We start from the raw sequence: 13,448 nt of genomic DNA, 5'->3' as shown, positions 1-13,448 counted from the left end.
CGAAGTGATCGGCGACCACTTCACCTGCTAGAATCCTCGTTTTCCCTCGCTGCACACCGCCGCTGCCAAAATGTCCATGGACTACCTCGAAAGAATACTCAACGCCCAGGTCTACGACCTTGCCAGCGAAACTCCCCTTGATTTTGCACCCGGCCTGTCGGCGCGTACCGGTAACCGGATACTGCTCAAACGCGAAGACCTGCAGCCCGTTTTTTCCTTCAAGCTGCGCGGCGCTTACAACAAGATCTTTCATCTCTCGGCCGACAAACTGAAACGTGGAGTGATCTGCGCGTCGGCCGGTAATCATGCCCAAGGCGTGGCGCTGGCAGCAGCCAAGCTCGGTTGTCGGGCGGTGATCGTCATGCCGACGACAACGCCGCAGATCAAAATCCAGGCGGTGCGAGCCCTTGGCGGTGAAGTGGTGCTGATCGGGGAATCGTTTGACGACGCCTTCACGCATGCTCGCGAACTCGAGAAATCCGAGAAACTGAGCTTCGTTCACCCTTTCGACGACCCGGAGGTGATTGCCGGCCAGGGGACGATAGGCATGGAGATCCTCCGCCAACACGCCAAGCCGATTCATGCCGTGTTCTGCTGCGTCGGTGGCGGTGGACTGATTTCGGGTGTTGCCGCCTACATCAAGCGGGTACGGCCGGACACCCGGATCATCGGCGTTGAAGCCAGCGACGCCGACGCCATGACGCGCTCGCTGGCCGCCGGCAAGCGCATCCGGCTCGACCATGTCGGCCTCTTTGCCGATGGGGCAGCGGTCAAATACGTCGGCGAAGAGACCTTCCGCCTCTGCCAGATGTACGTCGATGAAATGGTCCTGGTCAATACCGACGCCATCTGTGCAGCGATCAAGGACGTCTTCGAGGACACCCGCGCGGTGCTCGAACCGGCGGGTGCTTTGGCGGTCGCGGGTGCCAAAGCATACGCCCGAGCACACAAGCTGAAAGACAAGGCGCTGGTGGCCATCGCCTCCGGCGCCAACCTCAACTTCGACCGTCTGCGCTTTGTCGCCGAACGCGCCGAACTCGGCGAACAACGCGAAGCCGTTTTTGCCGTCACTCTGCCCGAGAAGCCGGGCGCCTACAAAAAACTTCGTGGCGCTGATCGGCTCACACAACATCACCGAGTTCAACTACCGCTATAACGACCAGCGTGACGCGCACGTCTTCGTCGGTATCCAGGTCTCGTCCCGCGCCGAGTCGATAAAGCTGCTCGAACAGCTGCACAAACACAATTATCCGGCCCTCGACCTGACCGACGACGAAATGGCCAAAGGGCACATTCGCCATCTCGTGGGCGGCCACTCACCAGGGATCAACAACGAGCTTCTTTACCGCTTCGAATTTCCCGAGCGCCCCGGCGCGCTGATGAAATTTCTCAACAGCATGAGCGCCGGCTGGAACATCAGCTTGTTCCATTACCGCAACCATGGCGCCGATTACGGGCGAGTCCTGGTCGGCATGCAGGTGCCGCCGAGGGAAATGAACGAATTCGAGGATTTCCTCGAGAAGGTCGGCTACGCGCACTGGAACGAGACCAACAACCAGGCCTACAAGCTGTTTCTGGGCTAGTTGTGCGCCTCTGCGCCGCAGACAGGCGCAGCAATGATAGGCTGTGCTGACGACGCCACCGGTACTCACCCGTCACATGCCGCTGTTCGTTCCTGAACCAGTCCACACAGGACCCTTTCCGAGGAGAGCATCCACATGACCATGAACATCGTCAACAACGTCACCGGCCTGATCGGCAATACCCCACTGGTCAGACTCCACCGCATCAGCGCCGGTATCGAAGGCACCATCGCCGCCAAGCTGGAGTTCTGTAATCCGGCGCACAGCGTCAAGGATCGTATCGCCATGGCAATGATCGACGACGCACAGGCAGCGGGACGAATCAGCCCGGAAACCATCGTTCTTGAACCGACCTCGGGTAACACCGGCATCGGTCTGGCGATGGTTTGCGCGGCACGTGGGATCAAATGCTGCTTCGTGATGCCGGAGACGATGAGCCGTGAACGCCGCCTGCTGCTCAAGGCTTACGGCGCCGAATTGGTCCTCACGCCCGGCCCGGACGGCATGGGCGGCGCCATCAGCCGCGCCGAGGCCATGGCCGCTGCCGATTCGCGCTACTACATCCCGCAGCAGTTCGAGAATCCGGCCAATCCGGCCATTCACCGCGCGACGACGGCCGAGGAAATATGGCGCGACACGCATGGCCAGGTGGACATCTTCGTTTCGGGCGTCGGCACTGGGGGCACCATTACCGGTGTCGGCGAAGTGCTCAAGGAGAGGAAGCCCGGCGTGCAGGTGATCGCCGTCGAGCCCGACGCCTCGCCGGTGCTCTCGGGTGGGGCTAAGGGACCGCATCCGATCCAGGGCATCGGGGCCGGCTTCGTGCCGAAGGTGCTGAACACCGCCATCTACGATGAAGTGCTGCGCGTCACCTCTGAAGACGCTTTTGCCACCGCCCGCAGAATGGCAACCGAAGAGGGCCTGCTGGTCGGTATTTCGTCCGGGGCAGCCGTGTGGGCGGCGATGGAAGTCGCGCGGCGACCACACAACGCCGGCAAGCTGACCGTGGTCATCATCCCCTCCTTCGGTGAGCGCTACCTGTCGACCGCACTCTTCGCGGACCTCGAAGTCTGAGCGGCGTGCTGCCGGTGCTGCCGGAGAAAGACGACGCCTTCGCCGGCGTCATCGACCGGCGCGGCGGTGATTCGCTGAAGTGGAACCGCTACGCTGGCCGCGATGTGCTCCCCTTGTGGGTTGCCGACATGGATTTCGCGGCGCCGCCAGCGATTGTCAGGGCTCTTGAAAAACGCGTCGCGCACGGCTGTTTCGGCTACGCGGAGGCGACACCGGCTCTGCTCGCTGCCGTCCTCGGACATCTCCAGCGTGCCTACGGCTGGCAGGTCGAAGCCGACTGGCTGGTCTGGCTGCCGGGCCTGGTCAGCGGACTCAACGTCGCCTGCCGGGCCATCGACGGCGATGTGCTGACGGCGACGCCGATCTACCCCCCTTTCCTCTCGGCACCCGGCCTGTCCGGCAAGGCGCTGGCGACCGCCCCCCTGCAGCAGCTTGCCGGCCGCTGGCTCTGGGACTTCGCCGCCTTGCAGCGCGCACTGACCCCAAACAGTCGCCTGCTGCTGCTCTGCCACCCGCACAACCCGGTGGGACGCGCCTGGGACGACGACGAGTTGGCGCAAATCGCCGCCTTCTGCAATGAGCACCAGCTGATCGTCTGCTCGGATGAAATCCACTGCCAGCTACTGCTCGACCAACAGCGGCGGCACCGGCCCCTGGCGACGATTGATGCCGACCTCGCCCAGCGCAGCATCACCCTGATGGCGCCATCGAAAACCTACAATATTCCTGGCCTCGCTTGCGCTTTTGCAGTCATCCCGAACACCGCGCTACGGCGTCGCTTCACGGCCACGATGCGCGGCATCGTCCCGCATGTGAATGCGCTTGGCCTGGCGGCCATGGAAGCCGCTTATCGCGACTGCGACGACTGGCAGCAGGCGCTGCTCGCCGTTCTACGCAACAACCGTGATCGCGTCACAGCAGCGCTCGGCGCCATCCCTGGTCTGCGCGTAAACCACGTCGAAGCCACCTACCTAGCATGGATCGACGCACGCGGCCTGGGCGTCGGCGATGCGACGGCCTTCTTCGAAGAGGCTGGCGTTGGCCTCTCCAATGGCGCGGACTTTGGTCTCCCCGGCTGGCTACGACTCAATTTTGGCTGCCCGCGCGCGACGCTCGATGCGGCCCTCGAACGTATGCTGAACGCTTGTTCGAGATTGCCCAGGGCGGCGACGACTTCCTGAACCTCCGCGGCGACGCCCGCGACAAGGAGTCGGTGGCGCGGCCCGCGGACCAGATCCAGCAGCGCGCTCAACGCAGCGCTCGGAAGACACCGGCTTCGGTCACCATTGCGTCGAGTCGCTGGTCGTGCGGCTCGGGAGAAATGCTGTCCAGCCGGGCGAGTTCGAATCCGACCCCCACCACCAGCGGTCGCGGCAAAAGTGATGCCAGAGTGCGGTCGAAATAACCGCCGCCGTACCCAATGCGGTAGCCGGCGGCGTCAAAGCCATTCACCGGCAAGAGCAGCACCTCGGGAATCAGGAAGTCGCCGTGGGCCGGTGTCGGGATGCCATAGCGATCGGCGAACATCGCCGTGCCCGCCGACCAGGCGCGAAAAGCCAGCGTCCGCGGTTCGTCGATCACCACCGGCAGCAAAGCCCGAAAGCCTGGTTTGCCCGCGCTGGCCCATTCGTCGATCAGCGGTCGGAGGTCGGCTTCATTCTGCACCGGCCAGCAGAAGCCGACAGCCAGCGCCGCCAGCTGCGGAAAACCCTCACGCAGATGCGTGCGGACCCGACGAGACAGCTGCACGCACTCATCCGCAGTCAGAGCCAAGCGGCGCTCAAGCAGGCTTTTGCGCAGCGCACGGCGGGCGGCAAAGCGCTCGGCGGCGACGCGACCAAGGCCATCGATGGTGATTCCCGGCGTCGCTCCAGCAGCCATGTGATATGCTCAAAACAGATATTTTTCGAGAAATCCAGCTTACCATGAAGTTTCGCCACAGCCTCCGCCACAGCTTTCGGTACACCCTTCTGGCCCTCCTCGGCGCCTCACTGCTGACGCCGCTTGGCGCCTTGGCGAGCAGCGCCGACGAGCAGTTTCTCGCCGCGCGCAGCGCCGCTCGCAACGGCGACAGGACGCGCCTGGAGCAACTGGCGCCAACGCTGCAGGATTACGAACTGGCATCCTACGTCGATTACTGGCAGCTTCTTCTCGACCTGAAGGAAGCCGATCCAGCAAGCGTCACCGCCTTCCTTAACCGCAATCCGAACAGCTATGTAGCCGAAAAGTTGCGCACCGACTGGCTCCGCCAAACCGGCAAGCAGCAGCAGTGGGCGGCTTTTGATGCCGAGTTCCCGCGTCTGCTGCAGACACCGCCGCAAGACATTGCCTGCTATTCGTTGCAGGGCCGGCGGGCTCAGGGCGACCCGAGCATGCTCGACGACGCCTTGCCCCTGTGGTTGACCTTGCTCGAGCCTCCGGAACCCTGCTACCCGGTACTCGAGGCGCTGATTCTCGAAAAGCGCGTCCTCGCCGATCTCGTCTGGGCACGAATCCGCAACCAGTTCGAGGCCAACAAGACCACCGCCGCCGCGTACAGCATGAATTACCTGCCGCCCAGCCAGACCCCGGACGCGAAACTGGCGCAAACGATCATCACCGCGCCGCTGCCCTGGCTGATCCGCTTGCCGAGCGACTTTTCAGCTAACCGCATGCAGCGCGAGCTGGCCATCCTCGGCATCCAGCGCATCGCACGCAACGACCCGCGCATGGCGGCACAGCAACTGCAGCGCATCGCGCCTTCGCTGAGCAAGGAGGAACAGGGCTGGGCGTGGACGCAGATCGGCCGCCAGGCGGCGCAGGACCACATGCCCGAGGCCAGCGAGTGGTACCGCAAGGGTGGCGATACGCGCCTTTCCGATGATGCGGCGGAATGGAAAGTGCGCGCGGCGCTGCGCGTCCAGGACTGGGGCGCCGTGCGCTCGACGATCGAAGCAATGCCCCCGGAACTGGCCGCGCAATCGGCCTGGGTCTACTGGCTGGGCCGCGCCTACCGCGCTGGCGGCAGGCTGGCTGAAGCCGATACGCAGTTTGCGAAGATCGCCGGTCAGCCCGATTTCTACGGCAACCTGGCCAGCGACGATCTCGGCCAGGCCATTGCACCACCACCACAGGCATCGCCACCGAGCCTTGATGAGCTGGCGGCGGTGCAGGCCAAGCCCGGCGTGCAACGCGCGCTGCTCTTCTTTCGCCTCAACCTGCGCTCGGAAGCGGTCCGGGAATGGAACTGGTCCCTGCGCGAGATGAGCGACCGGGAACTGCTCAGCGCGTCAACGATCGCCCTGCGCGCCGATATTTACGACCGCGCCATTGCCAGCGCCGACCGTACCCGCAACGAACACGACTACTCGCTACGCTACCTGGCGCCATTTGGCGATCAGGTGCGGCCGGCAGCGCGCAACCAGGCCCTCGACGACGCCTGGGTCTATGGCCTGATGCGCCAGGAGAGCCGCTTCGTGACCAATGCGCGCTCGGGTGCCGGCGCGTCCGGGCTGATGCAACTGATGCCGGCCACCGCCAAATGGGTCGCCGGCAAGATCGGCCTCAAGAATTACCACCAGGGCCAGGTTAACGACACCGAAACCAACGTGCTGCTCGGTACCAGCTACATGCGACTGGTACTCGAGGATCTCGACAATCACCCGGTGCTCGCCTCCGCTGCCTACAACGCCGGGCCGGGTCGGGCGCGCCGGTGGCGTGCCGACGTGCCGCTGGAAGGTGCGATCTATGCGGAGACGATTCCCTTCAGCGAAACCAGGGACTACGTCAAGAAGGTCATGAGCAATTCGGTTTACTACTCGGCGCTCTTCGATGGCCGACCGCAAACGCTCAAGAATCGGCTCGGGACAATCGCTCCACGCACCGGCGGCGAAGCCAAGGGCGAGTAATTGCCTTAAAATCATGTTTTTTCGACACCCACTTCATCGGTAGGACGCTATGGAACTCAAGAATGTGCTGTTGATCGGCGGCAGTGGTTTTGTCGGCGGCTGGATTGCCAGCTGCCTTTCACAACGCGGCGTACGGGTGACGATAGCCACCCGCCACCGTGACAACACCAAGAAACTGATCATGCTGCCGACGGTCAGGATGGTCGAAGCCAGGGTGAACGACCAGCAGGCACTCGTCGAACTGATGCGTGGTCAGGACGCGGTCATCAACCTGGTCGGAATCCTCCATGACCGGGATTCGCGCCTGCCCTACGGCAAGGGTTTCGCCGCCGCGCATGTCGAGCTGACGAAAAGCATCGTCGCCGCCATGCAGCAGAGCGGCGTACGTCGCCTGGTGCATATGAGTGCGCTCAATGCCGCAGGCGACGGGGTATCGGAATACCTGCGCTCGAAGGGAGACGGCGAAGCCGTGGCACAGGCTGCGATGGCCGAGCTGGACGTCACGGTGTTTCGACCGTCAGTGATTTTTGGGCCGGGCGACGCCTTCCTCAACATGTTTGCCACCTTGCTGAAGCTTTTCCCGATCTTCCCGCTTGCTGGCGGTTCGGCGCGCTTCCAGCCGGTTTATGTCGGCGACGTGGCGAAAGCCTTCTGCGACTGCCTCGGCGATCACAGCACCTTTGGCCGGACTTACGATCTCTGCGGCCCGAAAGTCTATACGCTTCGCGAACTGGTCGAGTACACTGCCCGCTTGGTCGGCAAGCCGCGCCGCATCATCGATCTTGGCAACGGTGGCTGGGCTTACCTGCAAGCCGGCCTGCTGTGGCTGCTGCCGAAGCCGCCGATGTCGCCGGACAACCTGCGCTCGATGGACGTCGACAGCGTCACCGATGGTAGCCATGACTATCCGGATTGGCGGCCAACGGCACTTGAAGCCGTGGCCCCGAGCTATCTGTCGCCGGCCGAGATCGGGCAGTTTCGCCGCGACCGCTATCGCCTTCGTGCCGGTCGCTGAGCAGGCCAGCGCGCCAGCCCAGGCGCCAGCACTGCGCTGATGGAAATCTTCACGGTCGGCGGGGCGATCCGCGACGAGTTGCTCGGTTTGCCGGTTCAGGATCGTGACTACCTTGTCGTCGGCGCCTCGCCCGAGGAAATGCTGGCCCGCGGCTTCAAACCCGTCGGCAAGGATTTCCCGGTCTTCCTGCACCCACAGTCGCACGCCGAATACGCGCTGGCGCGAACGGAACGCAAGACCGGCAACGGTTACAAGGGCTTTGCTTTCCATGCCGCCCCGGAGGTCAGCCTGGACGAGGATCTGGCGCGCCGCGACCTGACCATCAACGCCATCGCGCGGAGCGCCGATGGCGTACTGATCGACCCCCACCATGGTATCGACGATCTGGCAGCACGCGTACTGCGCCATGTCGGACCGGCCTTTGTCGAAGACCCGGTGCGCGTTCTGCGCCTGGCGCGCTTCGCCGCGCGCTTCGCTGCGTTCACGGTGGCTCCGGAAACCGTTGCGCTGGCGCAAGGAATGGTCGCCAACGGCGAGCTCGACCATCTGGTTGCCGAACGCGTCTGGCAGGAACTGGCCAGGGGCCTGATGGAAGACAAGCCGTCACGGATGTTCGAGGTGCTGCGTGAATGCGGCGCCCTGGCCCGACTGCTGCCCGAGCTCGACCGCCTTTACGGCGTACCGCAGCGGGCGGAGATGCACCCGGAGATCGACACCGGGGTACATGTGATGATGGTCGTTGATCAGTCTGCGCAGCGCCACTACGGACTGCCGGTGCGCTTCTCTACGCTGCTCCACGACCTTGGCAAAGGCGACACCCCGGACGCCGATTTGCCGCGTCATCCGAACCACGAAGCGCGTAGCGTCAAACTGGCGGCCGAGGTCTGTGCGCGCCTGAAGGTGCCGCGCGAGTGTCGTGATCTGGCGCTCCTGGTCGCCCGCTATCACGGTGACATTCATCGCGGTCCGCAATTGGCGGCAGAGGACATCATCGGGCTGCTCGAAAACACCGACGCCCTGCGCCGCCCCGAACGCTTCGAGCAGCTGCTCGAAGCCTGTGCCTGTGACTTCCATGGTCGCCTGGGCTTCCAGGACCTGCCCTACCCGGCGCCAGCGCTCTTTCGCCAGGCGCTCCAACTGGCGCACGACGTCGATGCAGCGTCCATCGCGCGCAGCACTACCGAGCCGGAAATGATCGGCGCCAAGGTGCATGCGGCACGGTTGGCTGCAGTCAGGCCGTTGCTGGCCAGGCTCGGCGGCGGCGCTTCTTGAACTGGCAGCGCCTGGAGCCGGGCAAAGCCCGCACTGTGTTGGCGGCAAGCACCAGCGACTGACCTCCACCCGGGGAACTCGATAACGACCGGACCTGGGAAGCGCACGGAGCGTAATTGAAAAGTGATGCGGACGGTGATACCTGCGTGGCGAATGAAATGATCAATACAGGCGAACACCGAAGTCCTGTTGCTGCTCGCAGGATTCCTTGATCATGGCCTCCAGCATCAAATCCCCCAGTTCTCGGCGATAATGTGCAGGCTCCCAGAACCACTTCACGGGCTCATGTTTAGCCCCAACGTCAGGCACCGGCTCGTGAATGTAGGAAGAGTCCGCTGAAAAATCCCAGAACTCGACATTATCGCCCCCCCCGTCTGCGCAGTCCATTGGTGATTATTTCCAGCCACTCCTGGTGCTGCCCAAATAATTTCTCGTCTTTCAAGACCTGCCAGAACTGCTCGTGAAATGGATTCGTGAATATAATAACCCGGATGCCCATAGCGTCAGTGATGTCCAGAAACTTATCGAGCACTGCAAAATCCACTGACAGGCTTCCATCCTCATAACGTAGACTCCAGCCTTGACTATACTTCTTCCTGAGCATGTGCATTTTTTTGGGCAAACAGCGCATGCGGCCCTTCGATCGCTACGCTGGTACGAAAATCATTGCCCGGGTTGAAGCCCTGGTCGTCTCGATCTGATTGCCCGGGAGATTGCAAGGCCATCGTCCGAATACTGCTGATCAACGCATCGAGAGAGAAAAGCGTACGATAATGGTCCACCAGAGAGGTCCAGGTGTATTCATTATTTCCAGACCCGTCGAAAGCATAGCGAAGACGACCGGTGTTCTTGGACCAGTCGATTTCCACCCCAGGCGCCGGACGATCCCGCCGCAGCAGAAAGTCAACAAAATCGATGCTTAGGTACACCCGCTGAACCGGCTGGGCATAGATGATATTCAGGGCATATTCCAGTTGCTCTCGCACGCCCGCCCCGGGCAAACCGAGGTTGTACACCCGCGCTCCCGCCGCCGTGAAGCAGCGATGGGTTGGGTTTATCCCCATCTCCACCCTGGAATTGCCGACGATCAGCGTATCCCATTTACCGAATGTTGGGTGGTAGGCTTTGCTCATGCGCACATGCTCATTGATCGCCACCTTCCCTTGGTTCAGACCCTCGCGGCGTTCGACACCCAGCATGAGGTAGGGGTCAATCAGGTAATTGATGACAACCGTACAGGCTGCAAACACCATGAAGAAAAGTGCCATCAGAATTGTGTATCGACGCGGCGCCATGATCAGAATTGGAAGTAGAGGAATTCAGAAATCTGGGTAAGCGTAAGCACACCCACTAGTCCAATAAGTCCCGTAGTCGCGGCCCAGGTCGTGGAGTAACCCCAGCGAATCCTGGCCTGATCACGGACGGCTTTAAAGCTCTCTTGATGCTCGTACAGCACAGGTTCATAGTGGTGGAAAATTTGTGCCACGTTGGGCATGCAAACTGCGCCAAACGCGCCAACCAGAACCCATAGGTAGTTGCCGACAAAGGCCGATCCACTTCCGCCCCCTAAGGAAACACCCATCAGAGTCAGCGTGTTTTCCAGCCCACTCACGCGCGCAGCAACACTCATGGGCAATTCCGCGCCATTGGTACCAAGCATTGCCAGGATAATGGCATTACCCTGTTCCAATGTCGGCGCCCGAAAATACACCCAAGCGACTGTCACCCCAAGGAAAGTCAGCAGCCAGCAAAATAACCGGTAGGCACGGTGAGCCTCCAGCCTAAATCCCGCAGCCTGCATCGACCAATGCCAGGCGTGGTTGATCATCAGGTAGCTTCCGTGCAGCGCTCCCCAGATTACGAAGGTCCAGCCAGCCCCATGCCATAGCCCCCCTAGCAACATCGTAAGAAATAGATTTGCGTAGCGTCGTCCTTTGCCTTTGCGACTCCCTCCGAGGGGAACATAGAGATAATCCCGTAGAAAGCGGGACAAAGTAATATGCCAGCGGCGCCAAAATTCGATAATACTTACGGATTTGTAGGGTGAAAAAAAAATTCACCGGCAACTTGATGCCGAATATTCGAGAACAGCCGATAGCCATATCCGAATAACCAGAGAAATCAAAATACAGTTGAAACGTGTAGGCCAGAGTACTGCCCCATGCCACAAAAAAAATCAGCGTTCTGTGCAGCCAGAGGATCATCGTAGATCGGCCCAACGTAGCGCGACAGATTGTCTGCGATCACGGTTTTCTTGAACAATCCTATGCAAAATATGCTGATGCCAATCGCAAAATTCGACCATTGCGGCTGCAGTGCTTCCTTTTTCATGAACTGCGGCAGCATTTCCTTGTGATGCACAATTGGCCCGGCGATCAACTGCGGAAAGAAACAGACAAACAGGCAGTAATGAAGAAAATTGTATTCACGAGTATTACCTTGCCAGGAATCCACTAAGTAGGATATTTGCTGGAAGGTGAAAAATGAAATGGCCAGCGGTAGTACGATCTTCTCAAGATGCCAGGACGTACCCACCAGAATATTGAAGTTGTCGACGAAAAAAATTGGCGTACTTGAAGTAGCCAAGCAAACCCAGGTTGATCGCCACACCTAGCACCAGGAAAAACTTGCTCTTGCCGTTATCATTCGAAACGAGCCACCCACCCAGTGCGTAGTTAATGGCAATTGAGAACAGAATGAAAATAATATAAGCAGGATTCCACCAAGCATAGAAAAAAGAGCGATGCGACCACCAGCAGGCCCAGGCCGAACTCCTGCCCCACAAATCGGACAGCCAAAAAGTACAGCAAGACCGTAAGCGGGAAGAACAGGAACATAAACTCAAAAGAATTGAATAACATTGCGACAGATTTTCCGTTATTGTTCTAATCCCGCTTATCGATAGTACGCAGCAGTTACCGTAGCAACCACCGCAAGACCCTTGCTGTAGATACTTTAGGACTTGTGTCGTTTCGTGTGGAACGTAGCCAGTTGAGGCGGATGCCTAGGCCTACCGCCAGCCCCCAACCCGACGCCTCGCCCCTGAGGGCGGTGAGGCCCGAGCCGCTGGACGGGCCGGTGAGCTGGCCGCGGCGAAAAGCCGCGACCAGCCCCAAGTCTCTGTGCGAACGAAGGTTCCCGACGAGATCAAAGGCACGCCTCGCCCAGAACATCGCTGTCGGTGTTGCCGAGCAGCGCGGCGGTGAGCGGTGAGCGGTGAGCGGTGAGCGGTGAGCGGCGTCTGATTGCACAGGAAACCACACAGAGCGAGCTTAGTTTAGCCCAACACGCGGGGTGAAACCGCGGCATTGCGTCACATTCATGCCCTTCTTACGCAATCGCGCGCTGACTCCTAAGGGCGATCGCTGGAATGCCAAACCCCCTGCACTTACTACACTCGCCGCCAAAAAAGAGCGGGGCGCGTGCTAGCCGTCAGAGCGTCGCGCAACGGTCGCCGCTGACAAAACCGAGCAGAGGTTCGGAGATTCCCCGGCCAAGTGCGATCACCTTGAACAGCTCACCCATTTCGGCTGGCGAGACCAGCTTGTTGGCGGCACTGGCCAGAGGCAGATAGCGCCTGGCGTCGCTGGCCGGGGTTCGCGCCAGGACTTCGCCCAGCCCACAGTTGAAGAGAAAGTTGGACTGCGTACTGTAGCCGAGCAGTTCCAGCCCTGCCTGACAGCCACTTTCGACGATCGCCGTGAAATCGACGTGCGCGGTGATGTCCTGCAGACCCGGTAGATAAAAGGGCTCGACATGCGCGTGGTGGCGATAGTGGCACATCAGCGTGCCGGCGCTGCGTTGCGGGTGATAATACTCGCGCCGCGGGAAACCGTAGTCGATCAGCAACAGCGCGCCGCGCCCGAGGCGTGCCGCCCACTCCGCAACCCAGGCACGTGCTGTCAGCGAGACCTCACTGAGGTAGTCCGACGGCATTGCGCATGCGGCAGACAGCGCCAGACCTTGCTCGAGCAGCCTGCCGCTGGCCGGGCGATCGGCCCAGGCAAAGCGCCCGTGGTCGACGGCAACACCGCGTTCGGCAAGCCCCGTGGGCTTCCAGACCAGGAGATGTACCGGCATCGCATCAAGCACTTCGTTGGCCAGCACCAGCCCATCGAAGCGCGCGGGCAGGCGCTCGAGCCAATGCACGCGCGCCAGCAGATGCGGCGCCTGAGCGGCAAGCGCCTGGCGCTGGCGCGCCTGCAGCTCGCCGGAGAGTTCGAGGATGGCGTAGCTGTCGGGCAGCCGGCCACGCCCCTCGAGCTCGCGCAGCAAATCGGCTGCCAGCTGCCCACTGCCAGCGCCCACTTCGATGATCTGCGGGGAGCTGAGTTCGAGGAGCTGTGCCACCTGTGCAGCAAGCGTCTGGGCAAAAACCGGCCCGAGTTCCGGGGCGGTGACAAAATCGCCCTGCGCACCGAACTTGTGAGCACCGCCGGAGTAGTAGCCCTTCGCCGGCGCGTAGAGCGCCAGATCCATGAACCGATCAAAACCGATCCAGCCGCCGGCCGCTTCAATCTCGCGAGCAAGCAGATCGCTGAGCACCGCGCTGAAGGCCAGCGCGGCGGCGCTTGGGGCGGGCAAACCCATACTCGCGCTCAGTGCTGCCGAGGCCGC

The 13,448-nt window shown here is 61.5% G+C and carries 11 protein-coding genes and 1 pseudogene; 6 read left to right on the top strand and 6 right to left on the bottom strand.

The window, feature by feature from the left end:
* Nucleotides 1-70 precede the first annotated feature (70 nt).
* The 3 genes and pseudogenes from ilvA to E4Q23_RS00635 all read left to right on the top strand — a co-directional run bounded on the left by ilvA (nucleotide 71) and on the right by E4Q23_RS00635 (nucleotide 3,838).
* Nucleotides 71-1,583 (top strand): annotated as a pseudogene (ilvA, locus tag E4Q23_RS00645) (threonine ammonia-lyase, biosynthetic).
* A gap of 141 nt (nucleotides 1,584-1,724) precedes the next feature.
* Nucleotides 1,725-2,657 (top strand): cysteine synthase A, encoded by a 933-nt coding sequence (cysK, locus tag E4Q23_RS00640; protein WP_169064896.1) that lies wholly within the window; start codon nucleotides 1,725-1,727, stop codon nucleotides 2,655-2,657.
* A 5-nt stretch (nucleotides 2,658-2,662) separates the two neighbouring features.
* Nucleotides 2,663-3,838, top strand: a complete 1,176-nt coding sequence (locus tag E4Q23_RS00635; protein WP_336511576.1) for a PatB family C-S lyase — start codon at nucleotides 2,663-2,665, stop codon at nucleotides 3,836-3,838.
* A gap of 67 nt (nucleotides 3,839-3,905) precedes the next feature.
* Here E4Q23_RS00635 and E4Q23_RS00630 read toward each other — a convergent pair whose 3' ends face one another.
* Nucleotides 3,906-4,538: a 5-formyltetrahydrofolate cyclo-ligase gene (locus tag E4Q23_RS00630; RefSeq protein WP_169064845.1), complete on the bottom strand. Its 633-nt coding sequence runs from the start codon at nucleotides 4,536-4,538 to the stop codon at nucleotides 3,906-3,908.
* 5 nt (nucleotides 4,539-4,543) lie between these two features.
* On the opposite strand from E4Q23_RS00630, the gene E4Q23_RS00625 reads away from it, so the two are divergent.
* Genes E4Q23_RS00625 through E4Q23_RS00615 form a run of 3 tightly spaced genes read left to right on the top strand, consistent with a single transcriptional unit; the run spans nucleotide 4,544 to nucleotide 8,831 of the window.
* Nucleotides 4,544-6,544, top strand: coding sequence for a lytic transglycosylase domain-containing protein (locus E4Q23_RS00625; protein ID WP_248595155.1), 2,001 nt, complete (start codon nucleotides 4,544-4,546; stop codon nucleotides 6,542-6,544).
* A 49-nt stretch (nucleotides 6,545-6,593) separates the two neighbouring features.
* Complete coding sequence (locus E4Q23_RS00620; protein WP_169064844.1) at nucleotides 6,594-7,559, top strand: complex I NDUFA9 subunit family protein; 966 nt, start codon at nucleotides 6,594-6,596, stop codon at nucleotides 7,557-7,559.
* Nucleotides 7,560-7,598: 39 nt separating this feature from the next.
* The gene (locus E4Q23_RS00615; protein WP_169064843.1) at nucleotides 7,599-8,831 is read left to right on the top strand and encodes a multifunctional CCA addition/repair protein; all 1,233 of its coding nucleotides are present in this window, start codon (nucleotides 7,599-7,601) and stop codon (nucleotides 8,829-8,831) included.
* 162 nt (nucleotides 8,832-8,993) lie between these two features.
* Here the strand turns inward: E4Q23_RS00615 and E4Q23_RS00610 are convergent, their stop codons facing one another.
* The 5 genes from E4Q23_RS00610 to E4Q23_RS00595 form a co-directional block, all read right to left on the bottom strand.
* Nucleotides 8,994-9,218: a hypothetical protein gene (locus E4Q23_RS00610; RefSeq protein ID WP_169064842.1), complete on the bottom strand. Its 225-nt coding sequence runs from the start codon at nucleotides 9,216-9,218 to the stop codon at nucleotides 8,994-8,996.
* Between the two features lie 197 nt (nucleotides 9,219-9,415).
* Nucleotides 9,416-10,099 (bottom strand): hypothetical protein, encoded by a 684-nt coding sequence (locus E4Q23_RS00605; protein WP_169064841.1) that lies wholly within the window; start codon nucleotides 10,097-10,099, stop codon nucleotides 9,416-9,418.
* Nucleotides 10,100-10,128: 29 nt separating this feature from the next.
* A complete protein-coding gene (locus E4Q23_RS24715) occupies nucleotides 10,129-10,824 on the bottom strand; it encodes an MBOAT family O-acyltransferase (protein WP_336511575.1) in 696 nt (231 codons plus the stop codon).
* A gap of 128 nt (nucleotides 10,825-10,952) precedes the next feature.
* On the bottom strand, nucleotides 10,953-11,417 hold the full coding sequence (locus E4Q23_RS24710; protein WP_336511574.1) for an MBOAT family O-acyltransferase: 465 nt from the start codon (nucleotides 11,415-11,417) through the stop codon (nucleotides 10,953-10,955).
* An 846-nt stretch (nucleotides 11,418-12,263) separates the two neighbouring features.
* Entirely contained in the window at nucleotides 12,264-13,421 is a 1,158-nt protein-coding gene (locus E4Q23_RS00595; protein ID WP_169064893.1) for a class I SAM-dependent methyltransferase, read from the bottom strand.
* Nucleotides 13,422-13,448: the final 27 nt, after the last annotated feature.

It is taken from the genome of Candidatus Accumulibacter phosphatis, assembly GCF_012939955.1.
Lineage (GTDB): Bacteria > Pseudomonadota > Gammaproteobacteria > Burkholderiales > Rhodocyclaceae > Accumulibacter > Accumulibacter delftensis.
The sequence above is the reverse complement of the archived record's forward strand: the minus strand, read 5'-3'. Positions and strand labels throughout refer to the sequence as shown.